Consider the following 18394-nt stretch of genomic DNA (forward strand, 5'->3'; position numbering starts at 1 on the left):
TGGCCCGTCGGCGCCCGTATCGAGGAGGAACGACAGCGTGACCTACGTCATCGCGCAGCCTTGTGTAGACGTCAAGGACAAGGCGTGCATCGAGGAGTGCCCGGTCGACTGCATCTACGAGGGCTCCCGGTCCTTGTACATCCACCCGGACGAATGCGTCGACTGCGGCGCCTGTGAACCGGTCTGCCCGGTCGAGGCCATCTTCTACGAGGACGACACTCCGGAGGAGTGGAAGGACTACTACAAGGCGAACGTCGAGTTCTTCGACGAGCTGGGCTCCCCCGGCGGCGCCAGCAAGCTCGGGCTGATCGAGCGGGACCACCCCTTCATCGCCGCGCTGCCGCCGCAGAACGGCTGAGCGCGGACCGACGCTCCGCGCCGCCCCGGTCCCGTACGGCCTGATCGTGCAGATCGCCGGTGGGGCCGGGGCGTTCGCCGTACCAGCGCGCCTCAGAAAGTGAGCCAGAGAGCCGTGTCCGTGCCCGTGTCCGTCTCCGCAGTCACCGACCGTCTGCCCGTCTTCCCCTGGGACAAGCTGACCCCGTTCAAGGAAACGGCGGTGGCGCATCCCGACGGCATCGTGGACCTCTCCGTCGGCACCCCGGTCGACCCGGTGCCCGAGGTCATTCAGAAGGCGCTGGTCGCGGCGGCCGACTCGCCCGGCTATCCCACGGTCTGGGGCACCCTCGAACTGCGTGACGCGATCACCGGCTGGGTCACCCGCCGCCTCGGCGCGCGGGACATCACCCACCGCCATGTGCTGCCCGTCGTGGGTTCCAAGGAACTGGTCGCCTGGCTCCCCACCCAGCTCGGCCTGGGCCCCGGCGACCGGGTCGCGTATCCGCGCCTGGCGTACCCCACGTACGCGGTCGGCGCCCGACTGGCGCGCGCCGCGTACGAGTTCTACGACGACCCGACCGAGCTGGACCCCGAGGGTCTGAAGCTCCTCTGGCTGAACTCGCCGTCCAACCCCACGGGCAAGGTCCTCCCCCAGGACGACCTCAAGCGCATCGTCGCCTGGGCCCGCTCGCACGGCGTCCTCGTCTTCTCCGACGAGTGCTACCTGGAGCTGGGCTGGGAGGCGGACCCCGTCTCGGTCCTCCACCCGGACGTCAACGGCGGCTCCTACGACGGCATCGTGGCCGTCCACTCCCTCTCCAAGCGGTCCAACCTGGCCGGTTACCGGGCCGCGTTCCTCGCCGGTGACCCGGCCGTTCTCGGCCCGCTGCTGGAGATCCGCAAGCACGGCGGGATGATGACCCCGGCCACCACCCAGGCGGCGGCCGCCGCCGCCCTGGACGACGACGCCCACGTCCGCGTCCAGCGTGAGCGCTACGCCGCCCGGCGGGAGTCGCTGCGCGCCGCCCTGCTCGCCCACGGCTTCCGCATCGAGCACAGCGAGGCCAGCCTCTACCTCTGGGCCACCCGCGACGAACCCTGCTGGACCACCGTCGCCCACCTCGCCGACCTGGGCATCCTGGTCGCCCCGGGCGACTTCTACGGAGAGTCCGGCAAGAACTTCGTACGCGTCGCCCTGACAGCGACGGACGAACGAGTACAAGCCGCCGTAAAACGCCTGTCTTAGCCACCCATCCAACCCCCCCCGGGGCGGCAGCGGCTCCGCACGCCGCCCCCCGCTGTGGGCAATCGTTCCGCAGGGCGATGGGGGAGGGTGGGCACAGTCGACCATGCCGGGTACTGCCAGATGGAGTCCGGGGGCACCCCGGGGAAACGTCGACGGGGCCCAGGGGTGTGACCCCGGGCCCCGTCAGAACCGGCGGCTCCCCGAAGGGACCCGTCAGCCACCCAGCGGCAGCCCCTGCACCGGCAGCCCGCCCTTGGTCAGCGCGTCCGTCGGCAGCCCACCCTTCGTCGCGGTCGACGCCGTGTCCCCCACGATGTCCCCCGCGGACCCGGCGACACCCCCGGCAGCCTGCTGCGCGGCCGGCGCCGCCTTCTTCGCCGCCGCACCGGTGGTCTTGCCCGCGGCCGGCACCGCCTTCTTGACGGCGTTGCCGCCGGTCTCGCCCGCGACACCGGTGACGGTCTGCGCGGCACCGTCGACGGTGTTGCCGACGCTCGCACCGTCCAGCGCGGTCAGCCCGCCGAGGTTCGGGGCCGCCAGCTCGGGGGCCGCGCTGGCGGAGCCGGCCGCACCGACCCCGGCAGCCGCTCCCGCAGCGACGAGCAGCGCGGCACGGGCGATCCGGCGGGTCAGGGGGAGGGACATGATGCTCCTTTGACGGAAGAGAACGATGAAGTGTCCATCCGGGCCGGGGAGTTGAGTCGACCACCCACTCGGCGGTCGCCCTCCGGCCTCGGACGCAGTGACTACCGCTCGACCCCCCACCTAGGTTGCGGAGCACCAACGTAAAGAGTTGGTAATGCGTCGCATTATCGCTTGCGGATAAAAGCGGGCAAAGGGCCTCCGGTGGGAATGTCGGCCGAATCCTTACATCCCAGTGCCCCCAAGGGATTTACCGATTTCGGGGGCGACCGCGGGAAATCCTGCGCGCCCCGCCGCGGGACGCGAGGACGCCTCCCCCCGGAGAGGTACCTCCCGCACTGGCGTACGGCGACGATCCGCACCACGTCCGGCCCAGCCGACCGGACGGGCACGGGACGGCGGGGGGCGCCGCGGGACGGCGGGGGAGGGGTGGTGCGGGCGGACGCGAACGGCCCCGGCGATAGTGTCGGAGCATGGCCGACACCCCGCTTGACCTCACCCTGGACGCCGCGCGGCTGACCGCCCGGCTGGTCGACTTCCCGTCCGTCAGCGGCAGCGAGAAGCCGCTCGCCGACGCCGTGGAGCAGGCGCTGCGCACCCTGCCGCACCTGACGGTCCACCGTTACGGCAACAACGTCGTGGCCCGTACGGACCTCGGGCACGCGGAGCGGGTGGTGCTCGCCGGGCACATCGACACCGTGCCGATCGCCGACAACGTCCCCTCCCGGCTGGACGACGACGGTGTCCTGTGGGGCTGCGGCACCTGCGACATGAAGTCCGGGGTGGCCGTCCAGTTGCGGATCGCGGCCACCGTCCCCGCCCCCAACCGGGACCTGACCTTCATCTTCTACGACAACGAGGAGGTCGCGGCCGAGCGCAACGGGCTGCGCCACCTGGCCGCCGCCCACCCCGAGTGGCTCGCCGCCGACTTCGCGGTGCTCCTCGAACCCTCCGACGGCCAGGTGGAGGGCGGCTGCCAGGGCACGCTGCGGGTGCTGCTGAAGACCTCGGGGGAGCGCGCGCACTCGGCCCGCTCCTGGATGGGCTCCAACGCCATCCACGCCGCCTCCCCGATCCTGGCCCGCCTCGCCTCGTACGAGCCGCGCTACCCGGTGATCGACGGCCTGGAGTACCGCGAGGGCCTCAACGCGGTCGCCGTCTCGGGCGGGGTGGCGGGCAATGTCATCCCCGACGAGTGCGTGGTCACGGTCAACTTCCGCTACGCCCCCGACCGCACCGAGGCCGAGGCCGTGGCGCACGTCCGGGAGGTCTTCGCCGACTGCGGGGTGACGGACTTCGAGGTGGTCGACCACAGCGGTGCCGCGATGCCCGGTCTCTCCCACCCGGCCGCCGCGGCCTTCATCGAGGCGGTCGGGGGCACCCCGCAGCCCAAGTACGGCTGGACCGACGTCTCCCGCTTCAGCGCCCTGGGCGTCCCGGCCGTCAACTACGGTCCGGGCAACCCGCACCTGGCGCACAAGCGGGACGAGCGGGTGGAGACCTCGAAGATCCTCGCGGCGGAGGAACGCCTGGCGGTGTGGCTGACGTCGTAGCGGAGACGCTCCCCGCCGGTCCTGAAGGGGACCGGACACGCCGACGTCCCCCGCGCTTCACCCGCGTAGATCTACGCTGAGGTGGAAAGACGTTCCTCCCCGGACTCGCGGCCTCGGCCGGCCGGGGAGGAACCAGAGCGGAGGGAGCGCATATGGTCACCGGCAACTCTGAGGGTGGGCGGCGTCCGCCGCAGGAGCAGCGCCTCGGACCGGTCCTCCGGCGGCGGGGGCAGGTGACGGCGAGTACCACTGACCAGCGGCTGCTGGACGCGGGCGGCCCGTCGGACTGGGTGCACACCGACCCCTGGCGGGTGCTGCGCATCCAGTCGGAGTTCATCGAGGGCTTCGGCACGCTCGCCGAACTGCCGCCCGCGATCAGCGTCTTCGGCTCGGCCCGCACTCCCGTCGGCTCACCGGAGTACGAGGCGGGCGTCCAGCTCGGCCGGGCGCTGGTGGACGCCGGCTGGGCGGTCATCACCGGCGGCGGCCCCGGCGCGATGGAGGCCGCGAACAAGGGGGCCTGCGAGGCGGGCGGGGTCTCGGTCGGCCTGGGCATCGAGCTGCCCTTCGAGCAGGGCCTCAACAAGTACGTCGACATCGGGCTGAACTTCCGCTACTTCTTCGTCCGGAAGATGATGTTTGTGAAGTATGCCCAAGGGTTTGTCGTCCTCCCCGGCGGCCTCGGCACCCTGGACGAACTCTTCGAGGCCCTCACCCTCGTCCAGACCCAGAAGGTCACCCGCTTCCCGATCGTCCTGTTCGGCACCCAGTACTGGAGCGGCCTCCTCGACTGGCTCCGCAACACCCTGGTCGCCCAGGGCAAGGCAGCCGAGAAGGACCTTCTCCTCTTCCACGTCACGGACGACGTGGAGGAGGCGGTGTCGCTGGTGTCCAAGGAGACCGGCAGGTAGCGAGGACCGGACCCGAGTCCTCAGATGCCGGACGGGCGCCCTCGCCCCCGACCGGCGTCCGAGGCGAGGCCCGCCCAGAGCCGGTCGGGGGGCCGGGCCCGGGGTCCGGGGTCCGGGGGCGGAGCCTCAGGGCGTCGGGAGCGTGACTCCTAGGCCAGCCCCCGCCGGGCCACCGTCGGCTCCCGGTGCCCGGCGATGGTCGACACCATCTCCAGCACCTCCCGGGTCTCCGCCACCTCGTGCACCCGGTACACCTGGGCCCCCAGCCACGCCGACACCGCGGTCGTGGCCAGCGTCCCCAGCACCCGCTCCTTCACCGGCCGGTCCAGCGTCTCCCCCACGAAGTCCTTGTTGGACAGGGAGACGAGCACCGGCCACCCCGTCTCCACCATCTCCCCGAGCCGCCGCGTCGCCTCCAGGCTGTGCCGGGTGTTCTTCCCGAAGTCGTGCCCCGGGTCGATCATCACCGACTCCCGCGGCACGCCGAGCGCCACCGCCCGCTCCGCGAGCCCCAGCGTCACCCGCAGGATGTCGGCGACGACATCGTCGTACGTCACCCGGTGCGGCCGGGTCCGCGGCTCCGCGCCGCCGGCGTGCGTGCACACCAGACCCACCTGGTAGCGCGCCGCCACCTCCGCGAGCCGGGGATCGACCCCGCCCCACGCGTCGTTCAGCACATCCGCCCCGGCCTCGCACACCGCCTCGCCGACCTCGGCCCGCCAGGTGTCCACACTGATCACGACGGACGGGTGGCGCCGCCGCACCTCGGCCACGAAACCGACCGTGCGCCGCGCCTCCTCCTCGGCCGTGACCTCCTCGCCCGGCCCGGCCTTGACCCCGCCGATGTCGATGATCGCGGCCCCCTCGGCGACCGCCCGCTCCACGCGCGCGAGCGCCGCCTCGTCGGCGAAGGTCGCCCCCTGGTCGTAGAAGGAGTCCGGGGTCCGGTTCACGATCGCCATGATCACCGGCTCGTGCGGTGCGAACTCCCGCTTGCCCAGCCTGAGCATCCGTGACCTTCCTTACGTCTTCAGCCCGACGTCCGCCGTCCGTCGAGGTCCACGGCCTTTCCGGCCGCCTGTGACCCTAACTGTCGGACTCGCATGGCACGATCGGACCACTACACAGCACACGGAGCGTGGGGGCACACCCGATGGTCATGTTCTTGTTCCTGGTCGTCGCGCTCGCCGTCGTGGTCGCCGCGGTCACCCTCGCGGTGGTCGGCGGCGGCGACGGCAGCGGCCCGCTGCCGGAGGCACAGCCGCAGCGGCTGCACGACCCGCTGCCCTGGGACCGCCCGGTGGGCCGCGCGGACGTGGACGCCCTGCGCTTCCCGCTCGCCGTCCGCGGCTACCGCATGGCCGACGTGGACGACGCCCTGAACCGCCTCGGCGCCGAACTGGCCGAGCGCGACGCCCGGATCGCCGACCTGGAGTCCGCGGCGGCCGGCCCCCGCGACACTGCCGAGGACAGAGCGCCCACCGCAGGCGCCGTCACCCTGGACAAGCCGGGCACGGGGGACCACCAGTGAGCGACGGTTCCGCGATCCCCGGCGAGGACGGCGCGCCGCGCTGCCCCTGGGCACTGTCCACCCCGGACTACATGACGTACCACGACGAGGAGTGGGGCCGCCCGGTCCACGGCGACGACGCCCTCTTCGAGCGGCTCAGCCTGGAGGCGTTCCAGTCCGGCCTGTCCTGGATCACCATCCTGCGCCGCCGCCCCGGCTTCCGTACCGCCTTCGCCGGGTTCGAGATCGCCGCCGTGGCCGCCTTCACCGACGCCGACCGCGACCGGCTGCTCGCCGACACCGGGATCATCCGCAACCGCGCCAAGGTCGACGCCACGATGGGCAACGCGCGCGTGCTCGCCGACTGGGCGCCGGGCGAGCTGGACGCGCTGATCTGGTCGCACGCCCCCGATCCGGCCCGGCGCCCGGTCCCCCGGACCCTCGCCGACGTCCCCGCGGTCACCCCCGAGTCGACGGCCCTGTCCAAGGCCCTGAAGAAGCGCGGCCTGCGCTTCGTCGGCCCGACGACGGCGTACGCCCTGATGCAGGCGTGCGGACTGGTCGACGACCACCTCGCGGGGTGCGTGGCGCGAGGCGGCCGGGAAGCGACGGACAGGCCCTAGACCTGGCGGGGAGGTCTCGGCGGGCCCGCGGGTCCCAGCGGCTCGGCACGGGCTTCAGCGGCCGAGGTACGCGGGCTTCTCCTTGTTCACGAACGCCCGTACCGCGATCGCGTGGTCCTCGGACGCTCCCGCGCGGGTCTGGAGGGCGTCCTCCTTCTCCAGGGTCTCCTCGAAGGAGTGGGAGTGGCCGTAGGCGAGGGACTCCTTCAGCGCCGCGTACGCCACGGTCGGCCCCCCGGCCAGGGCGCGGGCCACCTGCTCGGCCTCGGCCCGCAGCCCGGCCGCCGGCACGACCCGGTTGGCGATGCCCAGCTCGTACGCCTCCTGCGCCTTGATCCCGCGCGGGAAGAACAGCAGGTCGGCCGCCCGGCCGGGGCCGACGACCCGCGGCAGGGTCCAGGAGACACCGGAGTCGGCGGTGAGGGCCACGCCCGCGAACGAGGTGTTGAAAGAGGCGGTGTCCGCCACCACCCGGTAGTCGGCGGCGAGCGCGAACCCGAATCCGGCCCCGGCGGCGACCCCGTTCACCCCGGCCACCACCGGCTTCGCCATGCTGACCAGCGCCTTCACGATCGGGTTGTAGTGCTCACGCACGGTGCTCATCGTCCGGCCGTCGCCCGTCTCGCGGTCCGAGGTCAGCAGCCCGATGTGCTCCTTGAGGTCCTGGCCCACACAGAACGCCCGGTCCCCGGCGGCGGTCAGCAGCACGGCCCGTACGGCGTCGTCGTCCGCCGCCGATCGCACCGCCTCGCGCAGGGCGACCTTGGTCGCGGTGTCCAGCGCGTTCATCGCCTCGGGGCGGTTCAGCGTGATCGTCGCGAGCCCGTCGCTCACCTCGTAGCGCACGGTGTCGGCCATGGCGGGTCCCCTCCGTCGTCTGGCGTCCGGCGGCGTACCGAACGGTAGGTCGTGTACCCACGACAGCATGGCGGAGATCGCCGCCATTGCACCGGAACGGACGTGTGACCTGCGTCAAAGAATTCAGGCCGTCTTCCGGTGGCCGGAAGAGAGTGCGGGCGCGCAGTATCGCTGTCCGATCGCCGAATTGAGTGGTTTTGCTCGCGCGTGTTGCCCAAGCGATGCCGACTGATGTTGGTCATCGGGTCCTGAGATGCGGGATAATGGCTGGGAAGCAATGTGTTCGATGCCGGTGGTGCGTCTCCCGCTGAGGGTGCGCGCATGCCCTTCAGGGGGTTTTCGGCTTTGACGATTGAGCTGGTTTCAGGAAGGGGAACGAGCATGGCGGCCATGAAGCCGCGAACGGGTGACGGCCCGCTCGAGGTGACCAAGGAGGGGCGGGGCATCGTCATGCGCGTTCCGCTCGAAGGCGGCGGTCGGCTCGTCGTCGAGCTGACCCCGGACGAGGCCGACGCGCTCGGCGACGCCCTCAAGAAGGTCGTGGGCTGAGCCCCCGATTCCGCAGGCGACCATACCCTTTCAGCCGCCCCCGCACGCATCTCGTGCCGGGGCGGCTGATTGCTGTACGGGGCTCCTGACCTGGCCGTTCGGACGGATCTCTGGTCCCGTGCGCGGGGTCAGGTGTCGGGTGTCGGGTGTCTGGTGTGTGATGGCCGGTGGCCGGTGATCAGTGGCCGGTGATCGGTGATCGGTGATCGGTGATCGGTGATCGGTGATCGGTGATCGGTGCGTGTTGGGTGCGCGGTGGCGGGTGTCAGCGCTTGACCGCGCACAGCAGGCCGTCGCCCACCGGCAGCAGCGACGGCACCAGGTCCTGGCTCTCCCGCACCGAGCGCAGCAACTCGCGCAGCCGCAGCACCTCGGTCGGCTGCGGCCCGGAGTCCACCGTGCGCCCGTTGGCGAACATCCCTTCGAAGACGACCAGGCCGCCGGGGCGCAGCAGGCGCAACGATTCAGCGAGGTAGTCGAGGACCTCCAGCCGATCGCCGTCGCAGAAGACGAGGTCGTAGCCCGCGTCCGCGAGCCGGGGCAGCACGTCCAGGGCCCGGCCGGGGATGAAGCGGGCCCGGTTGCTGGCGAAGCCGGAGGCGCGGAAAGCCTGCCGGGCGAACTGCTGGTGCTCGGGCTCGGGGTCCACGGTGGTCAGCACCCCGTCGGGGCGCATGCCGTGCAGCAGATGGATACCGGAGACGCCGGTGCCGGTGCCGATCTCCGCGACCGCCTTGGCGTCCACGGAGGCGGCCAGCAGCCGCAGCGCGGCACCCGTGCCGGGCGACACCGAGCGCAGCCCCGCATCAAGGGCCCGGTCACGGGCCCAGTGCAGCGCTTCGTCCTCGGCGACATAGGCGTCGGCGAACGCCCAGCTCGTCTGCCGGTTGCCGGTAATGACCCTCTCCTGTCCCCGTCGGTGCCTCGGGCGTGACTGTATCCGTTGCCGCCGGGAACCCGCAGATGGGACCGCGCGTTTAGAAGGGTGTGCGGGAGACCGGGGGACACAGTTGGATCACGACGACGAGCAGGGCGCGGACCAAGTGCTGACGCAGCCGCATGAGCCGTGTCAGCACAGATCAAATTCTCGTAAAACCGCTTATGGGGAGCTAACGGGCGAGGTGGCTATGGTAGGGGCTCCACTGGACACCACCAGAGCCGACAGGGGAGGTGCGGCCGAGCCCGGGGACCGGGGAGGAGTGCTGTGGCGCATCCTCACGTCGGCGGGCAGGCCGAAATCCGTGAACGACACCGCTGCTGACCACCGTCACGCCGCTGACCAGACCCAGACCGCGACTTTCTCCAGCGACGCGGACGGGCAGGCGTGGACTCCGCCCACCTGGGAGGAGATCGTCAGCACGCACAGCGGCCGGGTCTACCGCCTCGCCTACCGCCTCACCGGCAACCAGCACGACGCCGAGGATCTGACCCAGGAGGTCTTCGTCCGGGTCTTCCGCTCGCTGTCGACGTACACGCCGGGCACCTTCGAGGGGTGGCTGCACCGCATCACCACCAACCTCTTCCTGGACATGGTGCGCCGCAAGCAGCGCATCCGCTTCGACGCCCTGGGTGACGACGCGGCCGAGCGGCTGCCCAGCCGGGAGCCCAACCCGCAGCAGATCTTCAACGACGCCCACTTCGACGCGGACGTCCAGCAGGCGCTGGACACCCTGGCGCCGGAGTTCCGCGCCGCGGTCGTGCTCTGTGACATCGAGGGCCTGTCCTACGAGGAGATCGCCGCCACCCTCGGCGTCAAGCTGGGCACGGTCCGCTCCCGGATCCACCGCGGTCGCTCCCAGCTCCGCAAGGCCCTCGCCCATCGCTCGCCGGAGGCGCGTCGTGAGCGCCGCTCCTTCGTGGCGCGCGTTCCCGCTCTGGGGGGAGGGGGCGCGTCCGCGTGAGTGGTTCACGGCCCAAATCTGTCGAGGAGCGCCTCGCAGAACAGCATCTGGGAGACCGACTCGCCGCCCTGGTCGACGGCGAGCTGGGTCATGACGCGCGCGAGCGCGTGCTGGCACATGTGGCGACCTGCGCGCGGTGCAAGGCGGAGGTCGACGCCCAGCGCCGGCTGAAGAACGTGTTCGCGGAGGCGGCCCCGCCGCCGCTCTCCGAGAGCTTCCTGGCCCGTCTCCAGGGGCTGCCGGGCGGCGGTGACGACGACGGGGGCGGTCCGCCGGACGACGGCTTCCTCGACGGCGTCCCGGGCCCGGGACGCCCCCCCGCCGGGCTGTTCGGCTCCAAGCGCGGCGAGCGCTTCGAGTTCGGCTATGTCCCCGCCGGGCCGCACGCCCCGGTGCTTCCGGCCTCCGGGACCCCGAGGGGTTTCCGTATCCACGAGGTCCGGCGGCCCGACGCCGAGCGGTCCGCCGCCTCCCGCAGCCGACGGTTCGCGTTCGTCGCCGCCGGGGCGGTGTCGCTGGCCGCGATCGCGCTGGGCGGGGTCACCACCGGTATGCCCGGGGACACCACGACGGACGCCCGCGGCGGCAACGGCAGCAATGTGACGCCGATGCGCACGCCGGGCGCGGGGGCCACGACGGGCGGCGACAGCCAGCGCCGACGTGGGGTGGGGCCTGTCCTCGCCCAGGGCCAGCGATCGCTCGCCGACACCCCCCTCGCGGCCACCGAGGCGTCCGCGCCGCTCCTGCCGGGCGTGCCCAGCACGTCGGCGTCCGACGCGGCGGCCCACGAGGCGTCCGAACCGCTCACCACGGCCGTGGAGGCCGGTGCCGCGGCGATGTCCCCGCTCATACGCCCGTTCAGCGTGACCCCGCCGCTCACACTGACGGCGTGGTCCGAGGTCGCGGACGTCATGCCGCCCGGTCTGCTCGCCGGTCCGCTGCCCGGCCTGTCCGGGGCGCCGTCGGCCGGACCGTCCGTCCCGGCCCGCTGACCTGGTAGTCCGCTCGCGGGCGCGCGAACCTGGTTGAATCCACGGTGGGCTGCCGCCAGGGCCTTTGAGGGACGCGACGGCACGGGCTCGGCCCAGCGCGACCGGGGAAGGTCCGGACGACAGGCTCCAGCTGTGGGGAGAGCATGAACGAGGGGAAGCCCGCGCCGGGCCCGTCGGGGCCACCGGAACCGACACCACCACCCTCCGCCCCGGAGGTGCCACCACCGACCGCCGACGCCGAGGGCGACTTCCCGCTGCGCGACCCCACCTCGCCCGACGGCGACTTTGTACTGGAACGACCCCTCGGCACCCCCGGAGCGACGGGGGCGACGGGGGCGACGGCGGGGGAGCAGACCGACGGGGCAGGGGTCGGCGGGCCTGCGGTCGGCGGGGCCGGAGTCGGCGGGGCCGGGGCTGACGGGGCTTCGGTCGATGAGCCTGCGGCTGACGGGGCTGTGGCTGAAGGGGCTGTGGCCCTCGCGGCCGGGTCTGCGGCCGTCGCTGCCGGGTCGGCCTCTGGGTCGGTGCCGGTGCCGGAGGCTTCGACGGGGTCCGCTTCGGTGGTTGCGGGGGTGTCTGCGGCTTCCTCGGAGGCGGTGCAGGGGGCGTCCGCGGGGTCCACTTCGCCGGTGCGGGTGGAAGCTTCGGCTTCCTCCAGGCCGGTGCAGGCGGCAGCGTCGGCTCCTTCCAAGTCGGCGCAGGTGGGCGCCCCGGCTTCCTCCAGGCCGGCGCAGGTGGCCGCCCCGGCTTCCCCCGAGCCGGTGGAAGCGGCAGCCGGGGAATCCGCTGGGTCTGTCCGAGCCGGGGCGGCCGTTTCCTCCGGGGTGGTCAAGCCGTTGCACGACCCGGATCCCTACAGCACTCCGCCCTACGGTGAGCCCGGGCCCTGGGCGCTCGCGCCGCCCGTGCAGCACCCGGTGGCGACTCCGCCGCACAGGACGCCGGTGGTACCGACCGTGCCCCGGCAGGAGAGCCCGCCCGCACCGGCTCCGGCGGCCCCGCAGGCGCCCTCCGTACCGGCACCAGCCGCCACAGACACCCCACCCGGCCCCTGGCAGCGCTACGACCCCTGGGCGACCCCTTCCGGGGCCGAGCAGCCGTCCGCCGGGGCGGGCGGGCCCCTCCAGCAGAACGGGGCCGCCGTGCCGAGCCGGCAGCAGCGGCGCAGGCGCGCCCGACGGCTGCTGATCGGTGCGGCCCTCGCGCTGGCCCTGATGTCCGGCGGCCTCGGTGGAGCCGTAGGCGCCTACCTGGAGCGCAACGGCGGGATCGCCGACGTCGAACTGCCGCAGGCCGGGAAGGAACCGGCCGGACGGGCGCCGGACAGCGTGGCCGGGATCGCCGCGCGGGCGCTGCCCAGCGTGGTGACCCTGCATGTGTCCGGTGGCGGCGAGGGCGGCACCGGAACCGGGTTCGTGCTCGACGGCAGCGGCCACATCCTCACCAACAACCATGTGGTCGAGCCCGCCGGATCCGACGGCGAGATCACCGTGACCTTCCACAGCGGCGACACGGCGAAGGCCGAGGTCGTCGGACGCGACGGCGGCTACGACCTCGCCGTGGTGAAGGTGACCGGCGTCAAGGGACTCCAGCCCGCCCCCCTCGGCAACTCGGAGAACGTGCAGGTCGGCGACCCGGTCGTGGCCATCGGCGCCCCCTTCGACCTCTCCGGCACCGTCACCTCCGGAATCATCAGCGCCAAGGAGCGCCCGATCACGGCGGGCGGCGAGCGCGGGGACGGCAGCGACATCTCCTATGTCGACGCCCTCCAGACCGACGCCCCCATCAACCCCGGCAACTCCGGCGGGCCGCTGCTGGACTCCCGGGGCCGGGTCATCGGCATCAACTCCGCCATCCGCTCCGCGGGCAGCGGCTCCGAGACGGACGGCGGCCAGGCCGGTTCGATAGGGCTCGGCTTCGCCATACCGATCAACCAGGGCAAACGCGTCGCCGAAGAGCTGATCAACACCGGCAGGGCGACCCACCCCGTCATCGGCGTCACCCTCGACATGAACCACTCCGGCGACGGCGCCCGGGTGGGCACCGAGGGCAGCGACGGCGGCTCACCCGTGACCGCGGGCGGCCCCGGCGACCGGGCCGGCATCGAGCCCGGCGATGTGATCACCGAGATCGACGGCCGACGCGTCCACTCCGGCGAGGAACTGATCATCAAAATCCGCTCGCACCGCCCCGGCGACCGGCTGGAGCTGACGCTGCGCCGCGACGGACAGGAGCGGACGGTCTCCCTGGTGCTGGGCTCCTCGGACGGTGACTGATCCCCGTGCCGGGCACAGAGGCGGGCCGACAGAGCACGTCGGCACGGCAGGCACCGGAAGAATCCGGTCGGGTGCACCCACCCGGACGTCGCGGGACGGTACCGGTCGGACAGGGTCGCCGGGTACCTTGGTTCCGGCCCGGGACATGGCAAGGAGCTTCAGGTGTTCAATGACATAGGACCGTTTGAGCTGGTGACGCTCATCGTCCTCGCCGTGCTCATTTTCGGCCCGGACAAGCTCCCCAAGGTCATCCAGGACGTGACACGGACGATCCGGAAGATCCGCGACTTCTCGGAGAGCGCCAAGCAGGACATACGGCAGGAGCTGGGACCCGAGTTCAAGGACTTCGAGTTCGAGGACCTGAACCCCAAGACGTTCATCCGCAAGCAGATGGACAACGACGAACTGGGGCTCAAGGAGCTGCGCAACGGCTTCGACCTGAAGAAGGAGATGGCCGAGGTCACGGACGCCGTCCATGGCCGGGACTCCGATTCGTCGGCTTCGTCGTCGGCCCCGTCGTCCTCGTCGTCTTCGTCCCCCGCCACCCCGGCCGCCCCGTCCGACGGCCGGGTCGACATGGTCAAGAAGCCCGAGCCCGCCCGCGAAGACCGGCCGCCCTTCGACGCCGACGCGACGTGACGCTTCTCATAGCCGTGTGACCGCTCACACGGCGGGAACGCGCCGTCCGGGCGACCTCTGCGCCGGGCGTTTCCCGGATGCCCTCTGAGGTGTCGATATGCTGCCGAGTTGTTGCGCGGACCGGTCGAGTACGCCCGAATGGGGGGCGGGCCGCGGCGGTTCGACGAGAGCGAGGAGGCTCCGGCACATGGAGACGACGAGTCGGGCGGTCGCGCAGGCGGTCGATGGCTACCTGAACGCGGACTTCCCCTGGTACGGCCTCGACGGGGCCTTCACCGGGCCGCGCTGGCTGATGCAGGTGGCGACGGCGGCCGACGGAGCCGTGGAGCACGGTTCGATCGGACACGGTGACGAGCCCTCGGTACGGGCCGAGACGACTGGCGAGGACCGGGAGCGGTTCGCGGTCGTGGTGACCGTCGCCGCCAGCCCGTCCCGGCGCAGCGCCGACGGCACCGGACTGCTGGAGGCCACGTCGGTGTCCTCGGCGGCCTGGCTCGCGGGCGTCGGGCTGCTGGCCTTCACCTGGCCGGGCCAGATGGACCACAGCATGCGTGACAACTGGCTGGAACAGCAGACGGACACCGCGTGGGTCCTCGCGGACGATCTGGAGGGGGCGGAGTGGTCGACGCTGTCCCTGCCGGTGGACGGGGTGCCGCAGCCGTTCCACTACCGGGAGTCCGAGTTCGGGTGGGTGCTCGCCGGGTCCACCGCGGACGGGGTGCATCTCGGGGCGTACGGGCGGGGGATGAGCGCGTACGGGTTGGGCTTCGCCGTGGTCAAGGACATCGCCGAGTACGCGTGACGGCGGCGCCGGGCGCGTTCAGTGGGGTCGGTGGGTTCGGTCGGCGCGTTCGACGGGAGCGCCGGGTGCGCCGGGTGTGCTTGACCGGTGCGTGAAGGGGCGCTGTCGGTGTCGGCGCCCCTTCGTCGCGGGAGCGGGGTGGTCCGGCGGGTGCGGGGGGTGGTCGCTACTCGCGCAGTTCCCCGCGCCCCCAAGCGGGTCGCTTCTCGCGGAGTTTCTCGTGTCCCCGAGCGGGTCGCTTCTCGCGCAGGGCCCAGCGCCCCCGAGCGGGTCGCTTCTCGTGGAGTTTCTCGTGTCCCCGAGCGGGTCGCTTCTCGCGCAGGGCCCAGCGCCCCCGAGCGGGTCGCTTCTCGTGGAGTTTCTCGTGTCCCCGAGCGGGTCGCTTCTCGCGCAGGGCCCAGCGCCCCCGAGCGGGTCGCTTCTCGTGGAGTTCCTCGTGCTCCCATGCGGGTCGCTTCTCGCGCAGGGCCCCGTGTCCCCGAGCGGGGCGTTCCCCCGTTGTTCGTCAGAACTTGTTCCTCGGGGTGATGCCCAGGCTCAGGCCCGACAGGCCACGCTGGCGGCCTCCCAGTTTCCCGGCGATGGCGCGCAGGGAGGAGCCCGCGGCGGAGTCGGGGTCGGTGAGGACGACCGGCTTGCCCTCGTCGCCGCCCTCGCGGAGGCGGACGTCGATGGGGATGGAGCCCAGCACCGGGACATGGGCGCCGGTGGTGCGGGTGAGGCCCTCGGCGACGAGCTGACCGCCGCCCGTGCCGAAGATGTCGACCATCTCGCCGCAGTGCGGACACGGCAGGCCGGACATGTTCTCGACCACGCCGACGATCTTCTGATGGGTCTGTACGGCGATGGAGCCCGCCCGCTCGGCGACCTCGGCCGCCGCCTGCTGCGGGGTCGTCACGACCAGGATCTCCGCGTTCGGCACCAGCTGGGCGACCGAGATGGCGATGTCACCGGTGCCCGGCGGCAGGTCCAGGAGCAGGACGTCCAGGTCACCCCAGTAGACGTCCGAGAGGAACTGCTGGAGGGCGCGGTGCAGCATCGGGCCGCGCCAGACGACCGGGGTGTTGCCCGGGGTGAACATGCCGATGGAGATGACCTTCACACCGTGCGCCGACGGCGGCATGATCATGTTCTCGACCTGGGTGGGAAGCCCGCCGGCGCCCAGCATGCGCGGCACGGAGTGGCCGTAGATGTCGGCATCCACCACACCGACCTTCAGGCCGTCGGACGCCATCGCCGCCGCCAGGTTGACGGTCACGGAGGACTTGCCGACGCCGCCCTTGCCGGAGGCGACCGCGTAGACCCGGGTCAGCGAGCCGGGCTTGGCGAACGGGACCTCGCGCTCGGTCTGGCCGCCGCGCAGCGCGGTCGCCAGTTCCTTGCGCTGCTCGTCGCTCATCACGTCGAGCGTGACGTCGACCCGGGTCACGCCCTCGACCGCGGAGACCGCGTCCGTCACGCGCTGGGTGATGGTGTCACGCATCGGGCAGCCGGAGACCGTCAGGTACACGGCGACCGCGACCGCCCCGTCCGCACCGATCTCCACCGATTTGACCATCCCGAGTTCGGTGATGGGGCGGTTGATCTCGGGGTCGTTCACCGTCGCCAGTGCTTCACGCACCGCGTCTTCCGTAGCCATAGGACGATGGTACGGCGCCGCACCGGGCCCCCGGGAAGCCCGTCAGCGGTCTTCTGCGTCACGCGGCCCCGACCGTTCTGCCGGGACTACCCGGTGTCCGTCCCGGCGCCTGCCGTCGGAGTGCTCCTCCAGCTCTTTGACCATGTCCTGCAGCTCGGAGCGGATCCAGTCACGGGTGGCGACCTCGCCGAGGCCGATGCGCAGGGCGGCGATCTCCCGGGTCAGATACTCGGTGTCGGCGATCGAGCGCTCGTCCTGTTTGCGGTCCTGCTCCAGATTGACCCGGTCCCGGTCGTCCTGCCGGTTCTGCGCGAGCAGGATCAGCGGGGCGGCGTAGGACGCCTGGAGGGAGAGCATCAGGGTCAGGAAGATGAACGGGTACTGGTCGAACCGCAGGTGCTCGGGCGCGGTGATGTTCCACACCACCCAGACGATGATGGCGACCGTCATCCAGACGATGAACCGCCCGGTGCCCAGGAACCGCGCGATCCGCTCCGAGAGCCGTCCGAACGCCTCCGGGTCCCACTCGGGCAGCCTCCGGCGGCGCTGGCTCGGCTGGTCGAGACGGGTCCGGCCGCGCGTACGGGTGGACGCGGTGGCCCCGGCGGGGGTGCGCTCCCGGCCGCCCTCGCGCTCAGCCATCGTTCACCGCTCCCTCCCCGAGGTGGAACTCGGTCTCCCGCCAGTCCTCCGGCAGCATGTGGTCGAGCACGTCGTCCACGGTCACCGCGCCCAGCAGCGACCCCGACTCGTCCACGACGGGCGCCGCGACCATGTCGTACGCCGCGAAGAACCCGGCGACCACCGGCAGCGCCGCGTCCGGGGCCAGGGTCTGGAGGTCGTCGTCCAGGAGGGCGCTGACGAGGGTGTAGGGCGGGTCGCGCAGCAGCCGCTGGAAGTGGACGGTGCCCAGGTACTTGCCGGTGGGGGTGTCGTCGGGCGGGCGGCAGACGTAGATCTGCGCGGCGAGCGCGGGGGAGAGGTCGGGGTTGCGGATCCGGGCCAGGGCGTCGGCGACGGTGGCGTCCGGGCGCAGCACGATCGGCTCGGTCGTCATCAGCCCGCCCGCGGTGCGCTCCTCGTACGCCAGGAGCCGTCGTACGTCGGCCGCGTCGGAGGGCTGCATCAGGGCGAGCAGCCGCTCCTGCTCCTCCTCGGGCAGTTCGGAGAGCAGGTCGGCCGCGTCGTCCGGGTCCATCGCCTCCAGGACGTCGGCGGCGCGCTCCTCCTTGAGCTTGCCGAGGATCTCGATCTGGTCGTCCTCGGGCAGTTCCTCCAGGACGTCGGCGAGCCGGTCGTCGTCCAGGGCGGCGGCGACCTCGGCGCGGCGCTTGGGGGAGAGGTGGTGCAGCACGTTGGCGAGGTCGGCCGGGCGGAGCTGTTCGAAGGTGGCGAGCAGGCTCTCCGCGCCCTGCTGCTGCTCCTCCAGGGTGAACCCGGTGACGGCGGACCACTCCACGGTCAGCGTCTCGCCCTTGGCCCGCCGGAAGCCGCCCTTGCGGCCCTTGCGGACGAAGACCTTGTCCACCTCCCAGTCCCGCCGGGCCGGTAGCTGCTGGAGCGACAGGTCGAGGACGGTGACCTCCTCGCCGGTCTCGGTGAGGGTGACCCGGCGGTCCAGCAGTTCACCGAAGACCAGGCGTTCGGTGGGGCGCTGCTCGAAGCGGCGGACGTTGACCACGCCGGTGGTGATGACCTGGCCGGAGTCGATGCCGGTGACCCGGGTCATGGGCAGGAAGATCCGGCGGCGGGTGGAGAGTTCCACGACCAGCCCGAGCACCCGGGGCGGACGGCCCCCGACCCGCAGCATGACCACGATGTCCCGCACCCGGCCCACGGCGTCGCCGTTGGGGTCGAAGCAGGCGACGCCGGACAGGTGCGAGACGAAGATCCGGGGGGCACCGGCGGCCATGG

At 72.2% G+C, this 18394-nt stretch carries 20 protein-coding genes; 13 read left to right on the forward strand and 7 right to left on the reverse strand.

The features are described 5' to 3' along the window. The first annotated feature begins 37 nt into the window (after nt 1–37). Both fdxA and dapC read left to right on the forward strand, forming a co-directional pair. The gene (fdxA, locus tag ACIQNG_RS03370) at nt 38–358 is read left to right on the forward strand and encodes a ferredoxin (protein WP_003985062.1); all 321 of its coding nucleotides are present in this window, start codon (nt 38–40) and stop codon (nt 356–358) included. Between the two features lie 120 nt (nt 359–478). Further along, entirely contained in the window at nt 479–1585 is a 1107-nt protein-coding gene (gene dapC, locus ACIQNG_RS03375) for a succinyldiaminopimelate transaminase (RefSeq protein ID WP_401482520.1), read from the forward strand. Nucleotides 1586–1798: 213 nt separating this feature from the next. Here dapC and ACIQNG_RS03380 read toward each other — a convergent pair whose 3' ends face one another. Next, nucleotides 1799–2230, reverse strand: a complete 432-nt coding sequence (locus ACIQNG_RS03380; RefSeq protein ID WP_401429812.1) for an ATP-binding protein — start codon at nt 2228–2230, stop codon at nt 1799–1801. 470 nt (nt 2231–2700) lie between these two features. On the opposite strand from ACIQNG_RS03380, the gene dapE reads away from it, so the two are divergent. Both dapE and ACIQNG_RS03390 read left to right on the forward strand, forming a co-directional pair. Further along, nucleotides 2701–3780, forward strand: coding sequence for a succinyl-diaminopimelate desuccinylase (gene dapE / locus ACIQNG_RS03385; RefSeq protein ID WP_401482419.1), 1080 nt, complete (start codon nt 2701–2703; stop codon nt 3778–3780). Between the two features lie 152 nt (nt 3781–3932). After that, entirely contained in the window at nt 3933–4691 is a 759-nt protein-coding gene (locus tag ACIQNG_RS03390) for a TIGR00730 family Rossman fold protein (protein ID WP_401429815.1), read from the forward strand. Nucleotides 4692–4840: 149 nt separating this feature from the next. Here the strand turns inward: ACIQNG_RS03390 and folP are convergent, their stop codons facing one another. Next, nucleotides 4841–5701, reverse strand: coding sequence for a dihydropteroate synthase (gene folP / locus ACIQNG_RS03395; RefSeq protein WP_401429817.1), 861 nt, complete (start codon nt 5699–5701; stop codon nt 4841–4843). Between the two features lie 149 nt (nt 5702–5850). Here folP and ACIQNG_RS03400 point away from each other — a divergent pair, with 149 nt between their 5' ends. After that, the gene (locus ACIQNG_RS03400) at nt 5851–6222 is read left to right on the forward strand and encodes a DivIVA domain-containing protein (RefSeq protein WP_401482420.1); all 372 of its coding nucleotides are present in this window, start codon (nt 5851–5853) and stop codon (nt 6220–6222) included. Next, nucleotides 6219–6824 carry a DNA-3-methyladenine glycosylase I gene (locus ACIQNG_RS03405; RefSeq protein ID WP_401429821.1) on the forward strand — a complete coding sequence of 202 codons (606 nt, stop codon included), beginning with the start codon at nt 6219–6221 and terminating at the stop codon, nt 6822–6824. The genes ACIQNG_RS03400 and ACIQNG_RS03405 overlap by 4 nt, the downstream gene beginning before the upstream one ends. Nucleotides 6825–6878: 54 nt before the next feature. Here ACIQNG_RS03405 and ACIQNG_RS03410 read toward each other — a convergent pair whose 3' ends face one another. After that, nucleotides 6879–7682 carry an enoyl-CoA hydratase/isomerase family protein gene (locus tag ACIQNG_RS03410; RefSeq protein WP_401429823.1) on the reverse strand — a complete coding sequence of 268 codons (804 nt, stop codon included), beginning with the start codon at nt 7680–7682 and terminating at the stop codon, nt 6879–6881. Between the two features lie 67 nt (nt 7683–7749). Here ACIQNG_RS03410 and ACIQNG_RS03415 point away from each other — a divergent pair, with 67 nt between their 5' ends. Both ACIQNG_RS03415 and ACIQNG_RS03420 read left to right on the forward strand, forming a co-directional pair. Next, on the forward strand, nt 7750–7914 hold the full coding sequence (locus ACIQNG_RS03415; protein WP_401482421.1) for a hypothetical protein: 165 nt from the start codon (nt 7750–7752) through the stop codon (nt 7912–7914). A 149-nt stretch (nt 7915–8063) separates the two neighbouring features. Then, a complete protein-coding gene (locus ACIQNG_RS03420) occupies nt 8064–8231 on the forward strand; it encodes a DUF3117 domain-containing protein (RefSeq protein ID WP_003966491.1) in 168 nt (55 codons plus the stop codon). A 265-nt stretch (nt 8232–8496) separates the two neighbouring features. Here the strand turns inward: ACIQNG_RS03420 and ACIQNG_RS03425 are convergent, their stop codons facing one another. Continuing rightward, the gene (locus tag ACIQNG_RS03425) at nt 8497–9171 is read right to left on the reverse strand and encodes an O-methyltransferase (RefSeq protein WP_401430088.1); all 675 of its coding nucleotides are present in this window, start codon (nt 9169–9171) and stop codon (nt 8497–8499) included. Between the two features lie 187 nt (nt 9172–9358). Between ACIQNG_RS03425 and sigE the strand changes: the two genes are divergently transcribed. The 5 genes from sigE to ACIQNG_RS03450 all read left to right on the forward strand — a co-directional run bounded on the left by sigE (nt 9359) and on the right by ACIQNG_RS03450 (nt 14841). Beyond that, a complete protein-coding gene (gene sigE / locus ACIQNG_RS03430) occupies nt 9359–10132 on the forward strand; it encodes an RNA polymerase sigma factor SigE (protein WP_401482422.1) in 774 nt (257 codons plus the stop codon). Then, nucleotides 10129–11124 (forward strand): zf-HC2 domain-containing protein, encoded by a 996-nt coding sequence (locus ACIQNG_RS03435; RefSeq protein WP_401482423.1) that lies wholly within the window; start codon nt 10129–10131, stop codon nt 11122–11124. Before sigE ends, ACIQNG_RS03435 begins: the two co-directional genes overlap by 4 nt. 629 nt (nt 11125–11753) lie before the next feature. Then, the gene (locus ACIQNG_RS03440; protein ID WP_401482424.1) at nt 11754–13400 is read left to right on the forward strand and encodes a trypsin-like peptidase domain-containing protein; all 1647 of its coding nucleotides are present in this window, start codon (nt 11754–11756) and stop codon (nt 13398–13400) included. A 162-nt stretch (nt 13401–13562) separates the two neighbouring features. After that, nucleotides 13563–14039: a sec-independent translocase gene (locus ACIQNG_RS03445; protein WP_401482425.1), complete on the forward strand. Its 477-nt coding sequence runs from the start codon at nt 13563–13565 to the stop codon at nt 14037–14039. Between the two features lie 187 nt (nt 14040–14226). Next, nucleotides 14227–14841 (forward strand): hypothetical protein, encoded by a 615-nt coding sequence (locus ACIQNG_RS03450; RefSeq protein WP_401482426.1) that lies wholly within the window; start codon nt 14227–14229, stop codon nt 14839–14841. A 505-nt stretch (nt 14842–15346) separates the two neighbouring features. On the opposite strand, the gene ACIQNG_RS03455 is transcribed toward ACIQNG_RS03450, so the two are convergent. From ACIQNG_RS03455 to ACIQNG_RS03465, 3 genes are read right to left on the reverse strand one after another with little or no spacing between them, the layout of a single operon-like run. Continuing rightward, on the reverse strand, nt 15347–16480 hold the full coding sequence (locus tag ACIQNG_RS03455) for an Mrp/NBP35 family ATP-binding protein (protein WP_401482427.1): 1134 nt from the start codon (nt 16478–16480) through the stop codon (nt 15347–15349). Nucleotides 16481–16522: 42 nt separating this feature from the next. Then, on the reverse strand, nt 16523–17122 hold the full coding sequence (locus tag ACIQNG_RS03460; protein WP_401482428.1) for a DUF1003 domain-containing protein: 600 nt from the start codon (nt 17120–17122) through the stop codon (nt 16523–16525). Further along, entirely contained in the window at nt 17115–18392 is a 1278-nt protein-coding gene (locus ACIQNG_RS03465) for a magnesium transporter MgtE N-terminal domain-containing protein (RefSeq protein WP_401482429.1), read from the reverse strand. Before ACIQNG_RS03465 ends, ACIQNG_RS03460 begins: the two co-directional genes overlap by 8 nt. Between the last annotated feature and the right edge of the window lie 2 nt (nt 18393–18394).

This window comes from Streptomyces sp. NPDC091377 (assembly GCF_044757045.1).
Classification (GTDB): Bacteria; Actinomycetota; Actinomycetes; order Streptomycetales; family Streptomycetaceae; genus Streptomyces.